The organism is Micromonospora sp. WMMC241, from assembly GCF_027460165.1.
GTDB classification, from domain to species: Bacteria; Actinomycetota; Actinomycetes; order Mycobacteriales; family Micromonosporaceae; genus Micromonospora; species Micromonospora humi.
In genome coordinates this window covers 4,024,076-4,043,927 of the sequence record NZ_JAPZBF010000001.1, presented here as the reverse complement: position 1 = coordinate 4,043,927, position 19,852 = coordinate 4,024,076, and the positions used below count along the sequence as shown (strand labels likewise).

The window sequence follows — 19,852 nt, the reverse complement described above, 5'->3', positions numbered from 1 at the left end:
TCGCCGCTCCGTGCCGCCACCGCAGGTGCCGTCCAGGAAGAGCCGAAGGGGGGACCGCCGTGAGCACCGCGTCCGACAACTCGTCGTACAACGTCGCCGAAGGGCTCGCGGCGAACCAGGTGCTCCAGGTCGGCTCGTCCGGCGCGATCTACATCCAGCAGCCGCGACCGGTGTCGACCTGGTCCCCGGAACCACCCCACATGCTGCCCGGCGGGATCGGCCGGATCGTCGGCCGGACGCATCTGCTCCAAGAGATGGACGAGGCCATGGCCGGGCCGGGTTCGCGGTGCTGCATGTTGTGGGGGCTGGCGGGTTCCGGCAAGACCACGTTGGCGCTGTCCTGGGCCAGTTCCCGGATCGCGAACTACCCGGACGGCCAGTTCTTCGTGGACATGCGCGCCTACTCCGGCACTCCTCGGGTGGAGGCGGGCGACGCGCTTCGCACGTTCCTGGCGACCCTGGGCATCAACCGGGCCGACCTTCCGGAGAACGAGGCGGAGTGGGCCGGCGTGTTCCGTGCGGTCACGGCCGGCCGCCGATGCCTGGTGATCGTCGACAACGTGGGCTCCTACGACCAGGTCCGGGACCTGGTGCCGGGCCTCGGCTCGGCGCTGGTGGTGACCAGCCGTCGCGCCCTGCCGGAGATGAGCGTGCGACACGAGGCGCGGGTGCTCAAACTTCCGTTGTTGACCATCGGCGAGGGCGTGGAGTTGCTCGCGGAGCGGGTCGGCTTCATGCGGGTCGAGCGGGAGGACGCGAGCGCTCGACGGATCGTCCAACTCCTGGAGGGGCACCCGCTCGCTCTGGCCATCGTCTCGGCGAAGCTGGCCGTCCACACCGGCTGGACGATCAGGGATGCCGCTAGCGGGATCGAGGCCGAACGGAGCCCGTTGCGCTTCCTCGACGACGCTGGCCTCGGTATCGAGGTGGGCCGGGTCATCTCGTGGTCGCTCGACGACCTCGACCCGGAGACCAGACGGATCCTCTACGTGGCCTCGATGCTGCCCGGTACGGGGTGCTCCGCGCCCGTGCTCTGCCTCGTCACCGAGCAGACCGAGCGCGAGTGCGACCGTGGTCTGCGCATCCTCTGTCTGGCATCGCTGATCGAGGAAGTCAGCCCGGGCCAGTACCTGTTCCACGACCTCATGAAGGCCTACCTGGCCGAGACGCTCCCGACCGTCCTGGACGCATCCGAGCAGGCGGCGACCGCACACCGGATCCGGGCCGTCTACCTGGGGCTCAGCCATGTCGCCGACCAGGCCATCGACCCCAACCGCACCGCACCGCCGGCGGTCGGGGACGCGCCGGCGGTCGGGGCCGTCCGCTTCACGGTCGCCGAGGCGCTCGCCTGGTTCGAGGCGCTCGTCCCCGCCGTCGACCAGTTGATTCAGGAGGCCGAACGAGCGGCGGACTTCACGTTCGTCACCCGCTTCGCCCGGTCGTTGAACACGTTCCTCTACTGGCGGCAGGACGTCACACGGACGCTCTCCGTCCAGCGCCGGGCGGTCGCCGCGGCGCTCGCCGGGGACCGGCCGATGGAGGCGCTGTCCCGCCGCGCGCTCGGCCGGGCGTACGCCGACGCGGGGCAGCTCGACGCCGCGAAGCGGGAACTCCGGGCTTCCATGGCGCTGGATGCCGAACGCGGCGACGACAGCGGCCTGGCGTCGGCCCAGCACGCGATGGCGGAACTCGCCCTGCGGTCCGGCGACCACACCGAGGCGGTCCGCTGGGGTCTACGCGCGGCCCGGGAGTCCCGGCGCGGTGGCAACGCGGTGCGCGAGGCGCGCGGCTACTACGACGCGGCACGAGCGCTGAACGAGTTGGGGCATCATCTCTGGGCGAAGGCGTTGGGGCTGGTCAGCTTGTCGATGTCTGAGGACCGGGGGAACGCCTACGGCCGGGCGCTCGCGCTTCGCCTGCTGGGTGCCGTCGGCCTGGCCGCCGGTGAGCTGGAGGAGGGCTGCAACTGGCTGGAGCGGGCGTGGCGGGTGGAGGAGTCATTGGGCAACTTCCGGTCGGTGCGTACGATCCTGGGCCAGTTGGAGGACGCGTACGGCCGAGCGGGCGAGGCGGGCGCACTGGCTGAGGTCCGGGCCGCCCTGGCTCGCCTCGAGCAGTATCCCGACCTCACGCAGTCCGCTCTCGCGGTCGGGGTGCCGGCGACATGAACGCCCGCCCCGCCTCCCTGGTCGCGGCCGAGGAACTGGCCAGCCCCTCCGCCTACCGCCAACTGGGCCGGCAGCGGACCGACCGGCGCTTCCGGCGCGAGGTGGCGGCGATGGTGGCGGACGTCTGCCGGAGCGAGCCCGACGGCCGGCTCCTGTTCGACACGTTCCTCTCGCTCACCGAGGCGCTCGAAGCCGAGGGGGCGTTGAGCTTCGCGGGGCTCCTGCCAGAGCAGCGCTTCACCGGCGCCCGGCAGGCGTACGACGCCGCGGTGCACGCCAGGGGCAGCCGTGGCTCGCTCCACAACTACCTGAACGTGGTGGACACCGAGGACCTGCTCGCCCACCCCGACTTCCGGGAGACGTTCGCCCATCCGCTCCTCGTCGTCCTCGTGGCGTACGCGCTCGGCGGTCCGGTCCGGATCATCGACCTGCGGGCCAAGGACACGCATCCGGTCGACGTGGTCGCACGGGACAACACCCTGCACGTCGACAACAGCCCGTTCATGGACGAGTTCAAGGTGGTCGTCACCTGGCGGACGGGCACCGGTCAGGGGCCGTCCGGTCAGGGGCTCACCTACCTGCCCCGTACCAACCGTCTCCTGCGCCAGTGCGTCGTCGACGACGACGGAAGCGTACGCAGCGACGAGGACAGTTGCATCTTCGCGTCGCGGGACCGGGTCGACGAGGCCCTCGCCGCCCAGGCGCGCTTCTTCGCCGATCGGCAACCGCGTGTGGTCCACCTCAGGGACCTGTCGGCCCCGTGCCACACGATCTTCGCCGCGAGTCGGCTGGTCCACCACCGCTACCGGACCTCGGCCGGTGGCCCCCGCAGCGCGGTCATGGCGTCGTTCCACCGGACGGACGAGGGCACCGGCGTGCTCGGGGTCACGGACGTGGCCGGCTCGGGTCTGGACCGGTTCCTGCTGGGCGGGGAGGACGCAGCGCCGTTCCTGGATCTCGTCCGGGCCGAGTCGCCGCGGATCGTGGCAGCGCTCGGGCGCGCCCGACACCGGTCCGGCTTCGTCGTCGACCCGGAGCGCCACCTGTTGCGCGGCGACGACCTGGACGCCTGGTACGCCCGGCAGAGCGCCGGGATCTCGCTCAACCGGCTCCGGGCCGCCGGTCTGGCCGACTCGCGCGATCAGGGCATCTCGGAGATGCGGCGGCTCGTGCTGCGTATGCAGTACGACCTTCAGGGCGCGCTCAACATGCCGCTCTACGCCGATCTGCGGGAGGAAGTGCGGAAGCGGGCCCGGATCGTGATCCGGGAGATGGCGCCGGAGCACATCCACGACATCCTCGCCCGACCCCGGTACGCGCCGGTGCTGGGCGATCCACCGGCTCCGGACCGGCGCCCGGTCGGTGAGCTGACCGAGGAGCTGTCCGAGGCGCTCGGGACGCTGGCGCGGCTGATGTCCGGCGGGCCGGCACGGGCGAGCGCCGGCCCGGTGTGGGGCGCGACCGGCGCGCGGGCGGCGGTGTCGGCCCTGCGCCGCTTCGTCGTCGACCTGCGGGTGGCCGGCGAGGCGGTGACGGACCAGGAGTCCGTCGTCACCGCGTTCGTGTTCGGCGCCCTGGGCGCGGCGCTCGCGACCGACCTCCTCGGCCTCGGCGAGCCGGGCGACCACGTCGCCGCCGGGCTGCTCGGCACGTATCTGGGGCTCGTCGGCCCGTCCCTGGACGAGCGCGGTCCGCCGCCGCACCCGGAGCGGCATCGCCTCGACACCTACCGCGAGTCGGTCAACGAGACGATGCAGACCACGAAGTTGGCCTCGGAGGTCTGGTTCCACAGCGCTCCGGCGGAGACGATCGCCCGCAACGACAGGTTCGTCCGCTCCCTGGTGGGTCGTGTCCTTCCCGTGGTGACCGGGCGTCCGGACGCCGATGAGGTCGTGCCGTTCCGGGCCGAATCGGCCGATCTGCCGGCCAACTACTGGCGACGGGTGGCGCCGGTGAAGCCGATCGCGGTGCGTTTCGGCGCGGCCGACCTGGACGGGGTGTACGACTACCTGGCCGTGGACGCGGACCGCGGCGTGGAGGCCGTGATGGGCCGGCTGCGCGGAGACGTCGCCCCGCTCTCACCGGCCGGCCTTCTCCTGAGCGGCATCGAGCGGGTGGCCGCAACGCGGGGCGGTCCGCCGGCCGAGGCCTGCCGCTACCTGATGAGCCGGCTGGCGGCGGACTGGGGACCGCTGGTCCGGCAGAGCCGGACAGCGAGCGTGGCCGGCGTGCCGACCGCTCACCAGGTGTTCGCCCTGCTCCACGACGTGATCGGTCGCGACCGCCCGGCGTCGCGGGCACCGGGCCGTCCCGGGCGCGCCGACGCGGCGGACGAGGTGCTGCTCAGCCGCACGGACGCGCGCGCGCTGGCCCGTGCGTACATGCCCGCCCGGCTGTGCTTCACCGACGTGGAGATCCGGATGGCCCAGCGGTTGGCGCGTGACCCGCGGGTTCGCCACGCCCTGCTCGCCACGCATCTGCACCTGGTCGACGAGTCGTCCGGCCGGGCCGGGGAACTGTTCGCGGAGTGGGGCGACGCGCGCGTGCTGCTGCCGTTCACCGAGGCGTTCGTGTGGCACGGGCCGACCGGTGCCGGCCTCGCGCCGAATCCGAAGCTGCTGACGGTGATGTGCAACAACCTGCTGCCGGCGGTGGCCGCGGAGTTGTCGGATCGGGGCGGTCGCGGTGCCGACGACCTCGATGCGGACATGCTGCGCGCGGGCGTCGACACCGCGGTCCGTCGGGGTGTCTTCAGCGTCACCGTCGGGCTCTTTCGCCGTACCGCCCATCCCGATGTGGTCTCCCTCGCCGGCTTCAACAGGCGGACCTGCCCGGCGGCCGGGTCGTTCAGCGCGTTCTGTCGGCGCTGGCTGCCGCGCTTCTTCGCCGACTGGGCCCTCGCGGGTGAGCTTCCCCGCGATGCCGCTGCTGCAGCTTAATGCAGTGCACTGCATGAACTTGCACTGCGTCTCGGTCCCCTGGTAATCTCTGCATATTCATGCGGAGGTGGGTATGGGCATTCGAACTGCGGTGGCCGGGGCGAGCGGATACGCCGGCGGCGAACTGCTGCGCCTGCTCGCCGCGCACCCCGAGTTCGACCTCGTGGCCGCCACCGCGCACAGCCAGGCCGGCCAGCCCGTCGCCGCCGTACACCCGCAGCTCGTCGGCCTGGACCTGGTGCTCGGGGCGACCGAGCCGGCGGCCCTGGCCGACGCGGACCTGGTCTTCCTGGCGCTGCCGCACGGCCAGTCTGCGGCCCTCGCCGCGGCCCTGCCCGACGCGGTCGCGGTGGTGGACCTCGGCGCCGACCACCGGCTGCGCGACGCGGACGCCTGGACCCGCTACTACGGCGGCGCGCACGCCGGCGCCTGGACCTACGGGCTGCCCGAGCTGCCCGCCGCGCGCAGCGCGATCGCGTCCGCCCGGCGGGTCGCCAACACCGGCTGCTACGCGGTCGCCACCACGCTGGCGCTCGCCCCACTGGTCGCCGCCGGCGCGGTACGCACCGACGACGTGGTCGTGGTCGCCGCCTCCGGCACCTCCGGCGCGGGCCGGGCCGCCAAGGCCCACCTGCTCGGCAGCGAGGTGATGGGCGACCTCACCCCCTACAAGGTGGGCGCGCACCAGCACGTGCCGGAGATCAAGCAGGCCACCGGCGCGACCGGCCTGTCGTTCACGCCGGTGCTCGCCCCGATGCCGCGCGGGATCCTCGCCACCGTCACGGCGCTGCCGGCCGGTGACGCCGACCCGCGGTCGGTGCTGGCCGCCGCCTACGCCGACGAACCCTTCGTGCACCTGCTGCCCGAGGGGGTGTGGCCGCACACCGCCGCGACCGCCGGCTCGAACTCCTGCCACCTGCAGGCGACCGTGGACGTGGACTCCGGGCGGGTGATCGTGGTCAGCGCCATCGACAACCTGGGCAAGGGCGCGGCCGGCCAGGCCGTGCAGAACGCCAACCTGATGGTCGGCCTCCCCGAGACCACCGGCCTGTCCGCTTTCGGGGTGGCCCCGTGAGCGTCACCGCCCCCCGTGGCTTCCGCGCCGCCGGCGTCGCCGCCGGCCTCAAGACCTCCGGCGCCGCCGACGTCGCGCTCGTGGTCAACGACGGCCCGGACGCCGGCGTCGCCGGGGTCTTCACCGCCAACCGGGTGAAGGCCGCCCCGGTGCTCTGGACCCAGCAGGTCGTCCACGGCGGCGTGGTCCGGGCCGTGGTGCTCAACTCCGGCGGCGCGAACGCCTGCACCGGCCCGGCCGGCTTCCAGGACACCCACGCCACCGCCGAGCACACCGCCGCCGCGCTCACCAGCCGCAGCGCCCGGCTGATCGTCGGCGCCGGCGATGTCGCGGTCTGCTCGACCGGGCTGATCGGCGAGCGGCTGCCGATGCCGAAGCTGCTGCCCGGCGTCCGCGACGCGGTGCGCAAGCTGTCGCGCGACGGCGGGCTGCCGGCCGCCGAGGCGATCATGACGACCGACACCCGGCCGAAGACCACTGTGGCCCGGGGCAGCGGCTGGACGGTCGGCGGGATGGCCAAGGGCGCCGGCATGCTGGCGCCGGCCATGGCCACCATGCTCTGCGTGCTCACCACCGACGCGGTGGCCGGCCCGGACGCGTTGGACGGCGCCCTGCGGGCCGCCACCCGCGTCACCTTCGACCGGGTCGACTCCGACGGTTGCATGTCCACGAACGACACCGTGCTGCTGCTGGCCAGCGGTGCCTCCGGCATCGAGCCGAGCGCCGCGGAGCTGACCGCAGCGGTCACCGCCGCCTGCCACGACCTGGCCCGGCAACTCCTGGCCGACGCGGAGGGAGCGACGAAGCAGATCGCGATCGAGGTGGCCGGCGCGGCGAGCGAGGACGACGCGGTCGAGGTGGGCCGCGCGGTGGCCCGCAACAACCTGGTCAAGACCGCGTTGTTCGGCAACGACCCGAACTGGGGCCGGATCCTCGCCGCCGTCGGCACCACCGCCGCCACGTTCGAGCCGGACGGAGTCGACGTCGCGGTCAACGGCATCCGGGTGTGCCGGGGTGGCGCCGCCGCCGAGGACCGCGCCCGGGTGGACCTCACCGGCCGGGACGTCACCATCCGGATCGACCTGCACGCCGGCGACGACGCCGCCACGATCTGGACCAACGACCTGTCGCACGCCTACGTCCACGAGAACTCGGTCTACTCGACGTGAGCGCGAGGAACGTGGCGAAGCGGAGTCCCGCAGTCGCGAATGAAAGGCCAGCTCGAGCATGACGATGAGCCCTGATCTCAGCCGCGCCCAGGCCAAGGCCGCCACGCTGATCGAGGCGCTGCCCTGGTTGGCGCGCTTCGCCGGCGCCACCGTGGTCGTCAAGTACGGCGGCAACGCGATGGCCGACCCCGAGCTGCGGCGGGCCTTCGCCGCGGACATGGTCTTCCTCCGGTACGCCGGCCTCAAGCCGGTCGTGGTGCACGGCGGCGGCCCGCAGATCTCCGCCATGCTCGGCCGGCTCGGCATCGCCAGCGAGTTCCGTGGTGGCCTGCGGGTCACCACCCCGGAGGCCATGGACGTGGTCCGGATGGTCCTGGTGGGGCAGGTCGGCCGGGAACTCGTGGGCCTGGTCAACGCGCACGGCCCGTTCGCGGTGGGCCTCTCCGGCGAGGACGCCGGGCTGTTCACCGCGGTGCGCCGCCCGGCGTACGTGGACGGGGAGGCGGTCGACGTGGGGCAGGTCGGTGACGTGGAGTCGGTGAACGCCTCGGCGGTGACCGACCTGATCGCGGCCGGCCGGATCCCGGTCGTCTCCACTGTCGCGCCGGACGCCGACGGGGTGCTGCACAACCTCAACGCGGACACCGCCGCCGCCGCGCTCGCGGTCGCCCTGGAGGCCCGCAAGCTGGTCGTGCTCACCGATGTGCCCGGCCTCTACGCCGACTGGCCGGACACGTCCAGCCTGGTCAGCGAGATCACGGTGGACGACCTGGCGAAGCTGCTGCCGTCGCTGGAGTCGGGCATGGTCCCGAAGATGGAGGCCTGCCTGCGGGCGGTGCGCGGGGGAGTGCCCGCCGCGCACGTCGTCGACGGCCGGGTGGCCCACTCCACGCTGCTCGAAGTGTTCACGTCGGAAGGGTTCGGAACGATGGTGACCGGGTCATGAGCACGTTGGTGCGGCGCTGGTCCGCCACCATGATGGACAACTACGGCACGCCGCCGCTGGCGCTCGTCGCAGGCAGAGGCGCCGTCGTGGTCGACGAGACCGGCCGGGAGTACGTCGACCTGCTCGGCGGCATCGCCGTCAACGCGCTCGGGCACGCCCACCCGGCCGTGGTGGCGGCCGTGTCGAAGCAGGTCGCCACGCTCGGGCACGTGTCGAACCTGTTCGTCGCCGAGCCGCCGGTCGCCCTCGCCGAGCTGCTGCTGGCCCTGGCCGGCCGGCCCGGTCGGGTCTTCTTCGCCAACTCCGGCGCGGAGGCCAACGAGGCCGCGTTCAAGCTCTCCCGGCTCACCGGGCGTCGCCACGTGGTGGCCACCCGGGGCGGCTTCCACGGCCGGACCATGGGCGCGCTGGCGCTCACCGGCCAGCCGGCCAAGGCCGACCCGTTCCGCCCGCTGCCCGGCGACGTCACCCACGTGCCGTTCGGCGACGCGGACGCGCTGGCCGAGGCGGTCACCGACGCCACCGCCATGGTGATCGTCGAGCCGATCCAGGGCGAGAACGGCGTGGTCGTGCCGCCACCCGGCTACCTCACCGCGGCCCGGCGGATCACCGCCGCGCACGGCGCGTTGCTGGTGCTCGACGAGGTGCAGACCGGCGTGGGGCGGACCGGGCACTGGTTCGCCCACCAGGCCGAGGGCGTGGAACCGGACGTGGTCACCCTGGCCAAGGGGCTGGGCGGCGGCCTGCCGCTCGGTGCCTGCCTGGCCTTCGGCCCGGCCGCCGACCTGCTCACCCCCGGCTCGCACGGCACCACGTTCGGCGGCAACCCGGTCAGTTGCGCCGCCGCGCTCGCGGTGATCGGCACGATCGCGAGCGAGGGGCTGCTCGACCACGTCAAGCGGGTCGGCGAGCGGCTGCGGCGCGGCGTGGAGGCGCTCGGGCACCCGCTGGTGCGCGAGGTGCGCGGCGCCGGGCTGCTGCTCGGGATCGCGCTGGACCGGCCGGTGGCCGGCGTGCTGACGACCGCGCTGCGGGAGGCGGGCTTCCTGGTCAACCCGGTCCAGCCCGACGTGGTCCGGCTGGCCCCGCCGCTGATCCTCACCCCGGCGCAGGTCGACGCGTTCCTCGCCGCGCTGCCCGCCGCCCTCGACGCCCCGCCCGCCGAGACCGCCCCGCCCGCCGAGACCGTGCCGAGCGCCGAGGTCGCCGCACCGACCGAGAACGCCGCGCCGGCGCCCACCCCCGCTACCCGCACGGAGGCCCCCGCATGATCCGCCACTTCCTGCGTGACGACGACCTCACCCCCGCCGAGCAGGCCGCCGTGCTCGACCTCGCCGTCCGGATGAAGGTCGACAGGTACGCGCACCAGCCGCTCGCCGGGCCCAGGTCGGTGGCGGTGCTGTTCGACAAGAAGAGCCTGCGCACCCGGATCTCGTTCGACGCCGGCATCGCCGAGCTGGGCGGGCACCCGCTCGTGGTGGACACCCAGGTGACCCACTTCGGTCGCGGTGAGTCCCTCGCCGACGCCGGGCGGGTGCTGTCGCGCTACGTCGCCGCGATCGTGCTGCGGACCTACGGCGACGACCGGATCGCCGAGGTGGCCGAGCACGCCACCGTGCCGGTGGTCAACGCGCTCACCGACACCTACCACCCCTGCCAGCTGCTGGCCGACCTGCTCACCGTGCGGGAGCGGTTCGGCGCCACCGCCGGGCGGATCCTCACCTACGTCGGTGACGGGGCGAACAACCTGGCCCACTCGTACCTGCTGGCCGGTGCGACCGCGGGGATGCACGTGCGGGTCGCCGGCCCGGTCGGGTTCGCACCGGATCCGGCGATCGTGGCCCGCGCGGCGAAGATCGCCGCCGGCACCGGCGGTTCGGTCGAGGCGCTCACCGACCCGGTCGAGGCGGTACGCGGGGCGCACGTGGTCGCCACCGACACCTGGACGTCGATGGGCCAGGAGGACGACGGGCTGGACCGGATCACCCCGTTCCTGCCCTACCAGGTCAACGACGCCCTGCTGGCGCACGCCGCGGCCGACGTGATCGTGCTGCACTGCCTGCCCGCCCACCGGGGCGAGGAGATCACCGGCGAGGTGCTCGACGGCCCGCGCAGCGCCGTGTTCGACCAGGCGGAGAATCGGCTGCACGCCCAGAAGGCGCTGCTGACATTTCTCCTGGAGGCCTCCGCATGACCGCCCCGCTGACCCGCGCCGCGCGGCACGCCCGCATCGTCGAGCTGATCCGCGACACCGCCATCCACTCGCAGACCGAGCTGGCCGACCTGCTCGCCGGCGACGGCATCCAGGTCACCCAGGCCACGCTCTCGCGTGACCTCAAGGAACTGGGGGCGGTGACCGCGCGCGGCGGCGACGGGCGCGGCGTCTACCTCATCCCCGAGGACGGCCACCGGCCGCTGCGCGACGCCGAGGGCGCGCCGGCCCGGCTGGTCCGGCTGCTGCACGAGCTGCTCAACGGCGTCGACGCCAGCGGCAACATCGCCGTGCTGCGCACCCCGCCGGGCGCGGCGCACTATCTGGCCAGCGCGTTGGACCGGGCCGGCCTGTCCGAGATCGTCGGCACCATCGCCGGCGACGACACCATCCTGGTCGTCGCCCGTGAGGCCGACGGCGGCGCCGCCCTGGGTGACCGGCTCGCCGGCTGGGCCCGTCGGGGGGAGCACGTCGAAGGGAGCAGCACACCATGAGCGAGCGGGTCGTCCTGGCGTACTCCGGGGGTCTGGACACCTCCGTCGCCATTCCCTACCTGGCCGAACGGACCGGCGCCGAGGTGATCGCGGTCGCGGTCGACGTCGGCCAGGGCGGCGAGGACATGGAGGTGATCAGGCGGCGGGCGCTGGACTGCGGCGCCGTCGAGGCCGAGGTGGTCGACGCGCGCGACGAGTTCGCCGCCGACTACTGCCTGCCGGCGGTCCGGGCCAACGCGCTCTACATGGACCGCTACCCGCTGGTCTCCGCGTTGTCCCGGCCGCTGATCGTCACCCACCTGGTGGCCGCCGCGCGCCGGCACGGCGGCACGATCGTGTCGCACGGCTGCACCGGCAAGGGCAACGACCAGGTTCGCTTCGAGGTCGGCCTGAACGCGCTCGCGCCGGACCTGAGGGTCGTCGCCCCGGCCCGCGACTTCGCGTGGACCCGGGACAAGGCGATCGCGTTCGCCGAGGAGAAGGGACTGCCGATCGACGTGACGGCCCGGTCGCCGTACTCGATCGACCAGAACCTGTGGGGCCGGGCCGTGGAGACCGGCCTCCTGGAGGACATCTGGACCGCCCCCGTCGCGGACCTCTACGCGTACACCGAGGACCCGGCGGAGCAGCGCGACGCCGACGAGCTGGTCCTCACGTTCGACGCCGGCGTCCCGGTCGCGATCGACGGCGAGACGGTCACCCCCTACCAGGCGATCCGCGAGCTGAACCGGCGCGCCGGTGCGCAGGGCGTGGGCCGGCTCGACATGGTCGAGGACCGGCTGGTCGGCATCAAGAGCCGTGAGGTGTACGAGGCGCCCGGCGCGCTCGCCCTGGTCACCGCGCACCAGGAGCTGGAGGCGGTGACGGTGGAGCGGGACCTGGCCCGGTTCAAGCGCGGCGTCGACCAGCGTTGGGGCGAGCTGGTCTACGACGGTCTCTGGTTCAGCCCGCTGAAGCGGTCCCTGGACGCGTTCATCGCCGACGCGCAGCGGCACGTCAGCGGCGAGGTGCGGCTCACCCTGCACGGTGGCCGGGCGGTGGTGACCGGGCGGCATTCCGAGGCGAGCCTCTACGACTTCGGGCTGGCCACCTACGACACCGGTGACACGTTCGACCAGACGCTGGCGAAGGGCTTCGTGCAGCTCTGGGGCCTGCCCAGCACGATGGCCGCGGCGCGGGACGCCCGGTGGGAAGGGGTGCGGTCGTGACCAGCACAATGGGTGGGGTGGACGACAAGAGCCTGACCGAGAACAGCGCCGCCACCAACCGGACGAGCCTCTGGGGAGGCCGGTTCGCCGGCGGGCCCGCCGAGGCGCTCGCGCGGCTGTCGGTGAGCGTCCAGTTCGACTGGCGTCTCGCCCCGTACGACATCGCCGGGTCCCGCGCGCACGCCCGGGTCCTCGCGGGCGCCGGCCTGCTCGACCCGGACGAGTTGGGACGGATGCTGGCCGCGCTGGACGACCTGGAGGCGGCCTGCGCCTCCGGCGCGTTCCGCCCGACCGTCGACGACGAGGACGTGCACACCGCCCTGGAACGCGGCCTGCTGGAGCGGCTGGGCAGCCTGGGCGGCAAGCTGCGCGCCGGCCGGTCCCGCAACGACCAGGTCGCCACCGACCTGCGGCTCTATCTGCGCGACCACGCCCGGGGCGTGGCCGCCCGGCTGGTCGAGCTGGCCGAGGCGCTCGTCGAGCAGGCGGAGCGGCACGTGGACACCGCCGCGCCCGGCATGACCCACCTGCAGCACGCGCAGCCGGTGACGTTCGGGCACTGGCTGCTGGCGCACGTGCAGCCGCTGCTGCGCGACCTGGAGCGGCTGCGCGACTGGGACGAGCGGACGGCGATCAGCCCGCTCGGCGCCGGCGCGCTGGCCGGCTCGGGGCTGCCGCTGGACCCGGTGGCGGTCGCCAAGGAGCTGGGCTTCCGCACCTCGTTCGCCAACTCGATGGACGCGGTGGCCGACCGGGACTTCGTGGCCGAGTTCCTCTTCGTCACCGCGCTGACCGGCGTGCACCTGTCCCGCCTCGGTGAGGAGGTGGTGCTCTGGACGTCGCAGGAGTTCGGCTGGGTCGAGCTGGACGACTCGTTCGCCACCGGCTCGTCGATCATGCCGCAGAAGAAGAACGCGGACATCGCCGAGCTGGCCCGGGGCAAGTCCGGCCGGCTGGTCGGCGGCCTGATGAGCGTGCTCACCATGCTCAAGGGCCTGCCGATGACCTACGACCGGGACATGCAGGAGGACAAGGAGCCGGCGTTCGACGCGGTCGACACGCTGGAGCTGCTGCTGCCCGCGCTGGCCGGGATGATCTCCACGATGACGGTCCGGGTGGACCGGCTCGCGGCCACCGCGCCGTCGGGCTTCTCGCTGGCCACCGAGGTCGCCGACTGGCTGGTCCGGCGCAACGTGCCGTTCCGCGACGCGCACGAGATCACCGGCCGGCTGGTGGCGCTCTGCGCGGCCCGCGACTGCGCGCTGGACGAGGTGTCCGACGCCGACCTGGCGGCGGTGAGCGAGCACCTGGACCCGTCGGTGCGCGACGTGCTCTCGGTGCGCTCGGCGCTCGCCGCCCGCATCACTCCCGGCTCCACCGGACCCGGGCCGGTCGCCGACCAGCTCGCCGCCGCCGCGGACCGGCTGGCCGGCTGGCGGGACTGGGCCGCCGAGCAGGTCGTGCCCCGCTGACCGGCGCGCCCCGCGTGGTGGCCCGGCCGCCGCGCGGGGCTCAGGCCGTCGGCCGCTCCCGCCTGGGAAGCTTGGCCACCACCGCGTCGTACGACCCGTCGGCCGCGTCGACCAGCTCGTCGTCGGGGATGCCGCCGGTCAGGCGCAGCGTGTTCCAGCCCGACCGGCCGATGTAGGGCGAGGGCCGGGCGTCGTCGGGGAACCGGTGCAGCCACTCGTCGGCCACCTCCCGGGACGGACCGCACTTGACGCCGAGCCGCGCCTCGCCGTCGGGGGAGCCGAGGAACGCGAAGATCCGGCTGCCCACCTTCACCACCTCGTCGCCCTCCCAGGGGCGGTCCAGCCAGGCGCCCGGCTTGGCCAGGCAGTAGGCCAGCATCTCGTCGCGCGTCATCGCGTCCTCCCGTGCCGTCGTCCGGCACAGTCTCACCCGTCGCTGTGACAGTCGCCGGTTCCCCGGCTCGGCCGCCGGTGCTGGCGGACACGGTTGCGACCGCTCAGTCGCCGGTGCCGGTGCGCACGGTGAGGCGCTCGAAGCGCTGCCGGGCGGCCTGGGCGCTGCCGAGGCCCAGGCCGAAGGCGATCGCCTGCCAGGTCATGCCCCGGCCGCGGGCCACCTGGAGCAGCCCGGCCTCCAGCACGTCCACCTCGGCCCGCACGTGCGGGATCAGCGTGAGCGCGGCCATCAGGTCGGCCTGGTCGACCGGCTCCTCGCCGGTGTCCAGCTCGGCGCCGCCGGCGAGCGCCATCACCAGCGTGGCCGCCTCGTAGGCGTCGGGCACGTCGGGGTGCGCGTAGCGCCGGCGGCGTGAGTCGGTGCCGGCGTGCCGCTCGGCGATCCGCAGCAGCGCCGCGTAGTTGCGGTGGGCCCGGGCCTGGGCAGCATCCGGAGCGGTGAACGGGTCGTTGTCCACGGTGACCATGCCGTCCATCAGACACCTAAGAATGGCATGTTGTCAACACCTCGTTGAAAGTCATTCGTACGCTGAAGCCGGGGCCCTTCCCGGTGTCAGACGCGCCGCGAGGTCCCTGGGGTTGCCGGCGGTCAGCGCGGCGCGGGCCGGCGGCGCGGGGTGTGCCGGCGGTACACGCTCACGCTCGGCTCGTCGGCCAGCCAGAAGCGCCACGGCAGGTCGTGCGCCGCGGCGACGCCGACGCGGGGGCCGGCGGCGATCCGCGCCGGGTCGACCGGGTCCGCCGGCGGGGTCAGGAGCAGTGGCCCGGTGCCGTCGACGGCCGAGGTGCCGTTCGCGTCGCGACCGAGCCCGAGCGCGGTGACCAACCGGGCCGGCCCTCGGGCCAGGTCCCGGTCCGAGGCGCGGGGGCGCCGCTCCCGGGCGGTCTCGACCCCGCCGACCACCTCGCCGGCGCGCAGCAGCACGGCCGCCGCCTCTCCGTCGCGACCGCAGACGATGTTCGTGCACCAGTGCATGCCGAACACGAAGTACACGTAGACGTGCCCGGCCGGCCCGAACATCACCCGGTTGCGCGGCGTCGGCCCCCGGTGGGCGTGCGACGCCGGATCCTCCCCGGTGCCCGCGTACGCCTCGACCTCGGTCAGCCGGATCCGCACGCCGTGCGCCGCGACGGTCCAGCCGAGCAGGGTCCGCGCGGTCGCCGCGACGTCCGCGGCCGGGGCGTCGAGCCAGGGGTACGTCATGGCCGGCAAGGGTAGTCGCCGACCAGACTCCTTCCCTTCGCGATCTTGCAGTTTCGGCCCCCTGGCAACGGGACGAAGAAGACTTTACGGGGGCCACAACTGCAAGATCGACGCCGAGCGGGGGCGCGCAGGGGGTGCCGGGCGGCGGAATAGTTGACTCGTCAAATAGGTTGTGCGGTGCGATTCCCGATCTCACCCGAGGAGCTGGTCATGCAGTTCGGAATCTTCACCGTCGGTGACGTCACCGTCGACCCGACCACCGGGCGGCTGCCGTCCGAGCGTGACCGGATCAAGGCCATGACCACCATCGCGCTCAAGGCCGAAGAGGTCGGCCTGGACGTCTTCGCCACCGGCGAGCACCACAACCCGCCGTTCGTGCCGTCGTCGCCGACCACCATGCTCGGCTGGATCGCGGCGCGCACCGAGCGCCTGCTGCTCTCCACCTCGACCACGCTGATCACCACCAACGACCCGGTGAAGATCGCCGAGGACTACGCGATGCTCCAGCACCTGGCCGACGGCCGGGTGGACCTGATGATGGGTCGCGGCAACACCGGCCCGGTCTACCCGTGGTTCGGGCAGGACATCCGCAACGGCATCCCCCTCGCCATCGAGAACTACGACCTGCTGCACCGGCTGTGGCGCGAGGACGTGGTCGACTGGAAGGGCAAGTTCCGCACGCCGCTGCAGTCGTTCACCTCGACGCCGCGCCCGCTCGACGGCCTGCCGCCGTTCGTCTGGCACGGCTCGATCCGCAGCCCGGAGATCGCCGAGCAGGCCGCCTACTACGGCGACGGCTTCTTCGCCAACCACATCTTCTGGCCCAAGGAGCACACCCAGCGGATGGTCGGCCTCTACCGCCGGCGCTGGGCGCACTACGGCCACGGCACGCCCGAGCAGGCGATCGTCGGCCTGGGCGGGCAGGTCTTCATGCGCCGCAACTCGCAGGACGCGGTACGTGAGTTCCGCCCCTACTTCGACAACGCGCCGGTCTACGGGCACGGCCCGTCGCTGGAGGAGTTCACCCGGGAGACGCCGCTGACCGTCGGCAGCCCGCAGCAGGTCATCGACCGCACGCTGGGCTTCCGCGACTACGTCGGTGACTACCAGCGGCAGCTCTTCCTGATGGACCACGCCGGCCTGCCGCTGAAGACGGTGCTGGAGCAGCTCGACCTGCTCGGCGAGGAGGTGGTCCCGGTGCTGCGCAAGGAGTTCGACTCGATGCGTCCGGCCCACGTGCCCGAGGCGCCCACCCACGCCAGCCTGCTGGCCGCCCGCGAGGCCACCACGACCACGGAGGAGGAGAAGCGATGACCCGGCGTACCCTCGTGGTCGTCTCGGCCGGCCTCGGCCAGCCCTCGTCCACCCGCCTGCTCGCCGACCAGCTCGCCGCGGCCGCCCGCGACGAGCTGGCCGGGCGCGGCGCGGACGTCGACCTGCGCCCGGTGGACCTTCGCGAGCACGCCCACGACGTGGTCAACCACCTGCTCACCGGCTTCGCGCCGGCCGCCCTGCGCGAGACTCTGGACGCCGTCGCGGCGGCCGACGGGCTGATCGCCGTCACGCCGATCTTCAACGCGTCCTACAACGGGCTGTTCAAGTCGTTCTTCGACGTGGTGGACCGGGACGCGCTGGCCGGCACGCCGGTGCTGCTCGGTGCGACCGGCGGCACCGCCCGGCACTCGCTGGCGCTGGAGCACGCGGTCCGGCCGATGTTCACGTACCTGCGGGCGGTGACGCTGCCGACGGCGGTGTTCGCCGCACCGGAGGACTGGGCCGGCGACGACGGCGACAGCCCGCTGCGGGCCCGGATCCACCGGGCCGCCGCCGAGCTGGCCGAGCAGGTGGACCGCCGGCCGCCGGCGACGGCTCCGGTCGACCCGTTCGCCCTCACCACCGACTTCGCCGACCTGCTCGCCGGCCGCGACCCGTCCTGATCCGGGGCCCGCCCGGCGGGGCAGGCGTCAGTCGTCGGCCGGCTCCGGCCGGTGGGCGATCAGCACCGGGCAGTGGGCGTGCTGCACCAGGGCCTGGCTGACCGAGCCGAGCAGCATCCCCGCGAAGCCACCCCGGCCCCGCGAGCCGACCACCACCAGCGACGCCTCCCCGCTCGCCTCCCGCAGCGCGGTCTCCGGGGAGGCGGCGACCTCGGCGCGTGCGGTCACCCGCAGGCCGGGATGCGCCGCCCGGACGCGCTCGGCGGCGGCGCCCAGCAGCTCGGCCGCCTCGGCCCGCTCGGCGGTGCTCGCCTCGGCCGCCACCTCCGGCGCCGCCGCCCCGCGCTCCGGCGCGCGCACGTGCATCAGCACCAGCTCGGCGTCGCGGCGGGCGGCCTCGTCCGCGGCGAGGTCGACGGCGTACGCCGCCGCGTCGGAGCCGTCCACGCCGACCAGCACCGGACCGTCGACCGGGATCGGCTGTTCCTCGGGGCGGACGACGAGCACCGGGCAGTGCCCGTGCTGGGCGAGCTGCCCGCCCACCGAACCGAGCAGCAGCCCGGCGAAGCCGCCCACGCCCCGGCTGCCCACCACCACCAGCTCGGCCCGGCGCGACTCCTCCACCAGCGCCGCGCCCGGGCCGCCGGCGACCTGCCGGACCGCCACCCGCAGCCCGGGATGCCGCTCGGTCAGGTCGGCGGCGACCCGTTCGAGCATCTTCTCCGCCTCCTCGGTCGGTGCCGGCACCCCGAGGTCGTACGGGTTGAGCGGCACGCCGTAGCCGAGCGGGTGCAGGTAGCCGTGCACCAGCAGCAGCGGCCGGGAGCGGGCCACGGCTGCCGCGGCGGCCTGGTCGGCGGCGGTCAGGCTGGACGGCGATCCGTCCACCCCCGCCACGACGGGTCGGTTCATCGGGTGTCCCCTCCGGTCGGCTCGCCCCATTGTGGCCGTTGCCGGCCTCGCCCAGCGCGTGGGCGCGCGGTTGACCGGGGCCCCTTCCTGTCGCCTGAGCGATGGGAAGGGGCCCCGCCGATCACCGCGGCGCGTCGGGCCGGCGGTGCCGGACGATCGCCAGCGGGCTGCGGCAGTGGTGCAGCGTCGCGTGGCTGACCGAGCCGAGCAGCAGCCCGCCCAGGCTGCCCCGCCCGTGCGCGCCGACCACGGTGAGCTGCGCGTCGGCGGACTCCTCGACCAGCACCCGGGCCGGCGACACGGCGGCCACCAGCCGCCGCCGCACGGTGACCTCCGGGTGGCGCTCGGACCAGCCGGCGACCGCCTCCGCGAGCACCCGCTCCTCGTCCGCCCGCAGCTCCCGCGGGTCGTACGTCAGGGGGAGGACGTCGCCGTAGGCCTCCCGGTGGGTCACCGGCGGCGGGTAGAGCCAGGTGTGCACCACGACCAGGTCGGCGTCGCGCCGCGCGGCCTCGGCGAAGGCGAAGCCCACCGCCTCGCTCGACACCGGCGAGCCGTCCACCCCGACCACCACCGGGCCGGTGGCGCGGGCCTCACCCCGGGCGACCAGCACCGGGCAGTCGGCGCGGGCGGAGAGCTGCACCGCCGTCGAGCCGACCAGCAACTCGGCGAAGCCACCCAGGCCGCGGTGACCGAGCACGAGCAGCGCCGCGTCGCGGCTCTCCCGCAGCAGCACCGCCACCGGCCCGCCGTCCACCACCGCACCGGTCACCGTGAGGTCGACGTCGACCTTGCGGGCCTCGTCGACCGCCTCCCGCACGAGCCGTTCGGCCTCCTGCCGGATCTCGGCGTCGGGCAGCACCGCGGCGACCGGGCCCATCGGCGTGCCCAGCAGCGGCCACAGGAACGCGTTCACCACCCGCAGCGGCCGGTGCCGGATCGCCGCCTCCCGCGCGGCCAGGCGCACGGCGTCCAGCGCCGACGGGGAACCGTCCACGCCCACCACGACCGGGGCGCCGGATCTGTCGGTCATCACGTCCTCCTTCGTCCACCTCCACCGTTCTCCGGCCGGTGGCGGCGGGGCAGAGGCGACCGCCCGCACGGACCGGGACCATCGGCCCTGCCGCGCCGGCGCGTGAGCGGGTGGGATGGAACCACGGCTTCCTGCCGCCGATCCGTGGAGGCGTGATGACCCCGCTGGAGATGCTGCGCGTGCACCCGTTCCTGGCCGGCCTGCCCGACGGGTGGCTGCCCCGGCTCACCGGCTACGCCCGCCCGGTGGCCTGGCACCCCGGGCACCGGCTGTTCCGCGCCGGCCAGCCCGCCGAGCGGTTCTGGCTGGTCCGTGGCGGTCAGGTGGCGTTGGACTTCCCGGTGCCCGGCCGCGGCGACGTGGGCATCGAGACGATCGGCGCGGGCGGCGTGCTCGGCTGGTCCTGGCTGTTCCCGCCCTACCGCTGGCAGTTCGGCGCGGTGGCCACGCTGCGCAGCACCGCGGTCGAGTTCGACGCCGAGGGGGTACGCCGGCTGATGGAGTCCGACGACACGCTGGGCCGGCTGCTCACCGCCCGGTTCATGAGCGTGGTGGTGGACCGCCTCCAGGCGTCCCGGGTGCGCCTGCTCGACCTGTACGGCTATCCGACGAGCGCGGCGAGCTGAC

At 74.1% G+C, this 19,852-nt stretch carries 18 protein-coding genes; 13 read left to right on the top strand and 5 right to left on the bottom strand.

The genetic code is table 11. The features are described 5' to 3' along the window. The first annotated feature begins 59 nt into the window (after positions 1–59). From O7598_RS18115 to argH, 10 genes are all read left to right on the top strand, one after another. Positions 60–2,168 carry an NB-ARC domain-containing protein gene (locus O7598_RS18115; protein WP_269692511.1) on the top strand — a complete coding sequence of 703 codons (2,109 nt, stop codon included), beginning with the start codon at positions 60–62 and terminating at the stop codon, positions 2,166–2,168. Then, a complete protein-coding gene (locus O7598_RS18110; RefSeq protein ID WP_269692510.1) occupies positions 2,165–5,107 on the top strand; it encodes a hypothetical protein in 2,943 nt (980 codons plus the stop codon). Before O7598_RS18115 ends, O7598_RS18110 begins: the two co-directional genes overlap by 4 nt. A 73-nt stretch (positions 5,108–5,180) precedes the next feature. Next, positions 5,181–6,182 carry an N-acetyl-gamma-glutamyl-phosphate reductase gene (argC, locus tag O7598_RS18105; protein WP_269692509.1) on the top strand — a complete coding sequence of 334 codons (1,002 nt, stop codon included), beginning with the start codon at positions 5,181–5,183 and terminating at the stop codon, positions 6,180–6,182. Beyond that, complete coding sequence (gene argJ, locus O7598_RS18100) at positions 6,179–7,351, top strand: bifunctional glutamate N-acetyltransferase/amino-acid acetyltransferase ArgJ (protein ID WP_269692508.1); 1,173 nt, start codon at positions 6,179–6,181, stop codon at positions 7,349–7,351. Before argC ends, argJ begins: the two co-directional genes overlap by 4 nt. Before the next feature lie 58 nt (positions 7,352–7,409). After that, positions 7,410–8,297: an acetylglutamate kinase gene (gene argB, locus O7598_RS18095; RefSeq protein WP_091067024.1), complete on the top strand. Its 888-nt coding sequence runs from the start codon at positions 7,410–7,412 to the stop codon at positions 8,295–8,297. Then, positions 8,294–9,568: an acetylornithine transaminase gene (locus O7598_RS18090; protein WP_269692507.1), complete on the top strand. Its 1,275-nt coding sequence runs from the start codon at positions 8,294–8,296 to the stop codon at positions 9,566–9,568. Before argB ends, O7598_RS18090 begins: the two co-directional genes overlap by 4 nt. After that, entirely contained in the window at positions 9,565–10,491 is a 927-nt protein-coding gene (gene argF, locus O7598_RS18085) for an ornithine carbamoyltransferase (protein ID WP_269692506.1), read from the top strand. Before O7598_RS18090 ends, argF begins: the two co-directional genes overlap by 4 nt. Then, positions 10,488–11,003 carry an arginine repressor gene (locus O7598_RS18080; RefSeq protein ID WP_269692505.1) on the top strand — a complete coding sequence of 172 codons (516 nt, stop codon included), beginning with the start codon at positions 10,488–10,490 and terminating at the stop codon, positions 11,001–11,003. Before argF ends, O7598_RS18080 begins: the two co-directional genes overlap by 4 nt. Next, positions 11,000–12,211 (top strand): argininosuccinate synthase, encoded by a 1,212-nt coding sequence (locus O7598_RS18075; protein WP_269692504.1) that lies wholly within the window; start codon positions 11,000–11,002, stop codon positions 12,209–12,211. The genes O7598_RS18080 and O7598_RS18075 overlap by 4 nt, the downstream gene beginning before the upstream one ends. An 8-nt stretch (positions 12,212–12,219) precedes the next feature. Continuing rightward, positions 12,220–13,683: an argininosuccinate lyase gene (gene argH / locus O7598_RS18070; protein ID WP_269694902.1), complete on the top strand. Its 1,464-nt coding sequence runs from the start codon at positions 12,220–12,222 to the stop codon at positions 13,681–13,683. A 40-nt stretch (positions 13,684–13,723) separates the two neighbouring features. On the opposite strand, the gene O7598_RS18065 is transcribed toward argH, so the two are convergent. The 3 genes from O7598_RS18065 to O7598_RS18055 form a co-directional block, all read right to left on the bottom strand. Continuing rightward, positions 13,724–14,077 carry an MmcQ/YjbR family DNA-binding protein gene (locus tag O7598_RS18065; RefSeq protein ID WP_269692503.1) on the bottom strand — a complete coding sequence of 118 codons (354 nt, stop codon included), beginning with the start codon at positions 14,075–14,077 and terminating at the stop codon, positions 13,724–13,726. Positions 14,078–14,180: 103 nt separating this feature from the next. Beyond that, positions 14,181–14,615 carry a DNA-binding protein gene (locus O7598_RS18060; RefSeq protein ID WP_269692502.1) on the bottom strand — a complete coding sequence of 145 codons (435 nt, stop codon included), beginning with the start codon at positions 14,613–14,615 and terminating at the stop codon, positions 14,181–14,183. Positions 14,616–14,728: 113 nt separating this feature from the next. After that, complete coding sequence (locus O7598_RS18055) at positions 14,729–15,343, bottom strand: DNA-3-methyladenine glycosylase (protein ID WP_269692501.1); 615 nt, start codon at positions 15,341–15,343, stop codon at positions 14,729–14,731. A gap of 210 nt (positions 15,344–15,553) precedes the next feature. On the opposite strand from O7598_RS18055, the gene O7598_RS18050 reads away from it, so the two are divergent. Both O7598_RS18050 and O7598_RS18045 read left to right on the top strand, forming a co-directional pair. Then, positions 15,554–16,657 (top strand): LLM class flavin-dependent oxidoreductase, encoded by a 1,104-nt coding sequence (locus tag O7598_RS18050; protein WP_269692500.1) that lies wholly within the window; start codon positions 15,554–15,556, stop codon positions 16,655–16,657. Next, positions 16,654–17,280 (top strand): CE1759 family FMN reductase, encoded by a 627-nt coding sequence (locus O7598_RS18045; protein WP_269692499.1) that lies wholly within the window; start codon positions 16,654–16,656, stop codon positions 17,278–17,280. Before O7598_RS18050 ends, O7598_RS18045 begins: the two co-directional genes overlap by 4 nt. A gap of 27 nt (positions 17,281–17,307) precedes the next feature. Here O7598_RS18045 and O7598_RS18040 read toward each other — a convergent pair whose 3' ends face one another. Together O7598_RS18040 and O7598_RS18035 are read right to left on the bottom strand one after the other, a co-directional pair. Beyond that, positions 17,308–18,192, bottom strand: a complete 885-nt coding sequence (locus O7598_RS18040; RefSeq protein ID WP_269692498.1) for a universal stress protein — start codon at positions 18,190–18,192, stop codon at positions 17,308–17,310. Between the two features lie 121 nt (positions 18,193–18,313). Beyond that, entirely contained in the window at positions 18,314–19,225 is a 912-nt protein-coding gene (locus tag O7598_RS18035; protein ID WP_269692497.1) for a universal stress protein, read from the bottom strand. Positions 19,226–19,380: 155 nt separating this feature from the next. On the opposite strand from O7598_RS18035, the gene O7598_RS18030 reads away from it, so the two are divergent. Then, entirely contained in the window at positions 19,381–19,851 is a 471-nt protein-coding gene (locus O7598_RS18030; RefSeq protein ID WP_269692496.1) for a cyclic nucleotide-binding domain-containing protein, read from the top strand. Position 19,852: the final 1 nt, after the last annotated feature.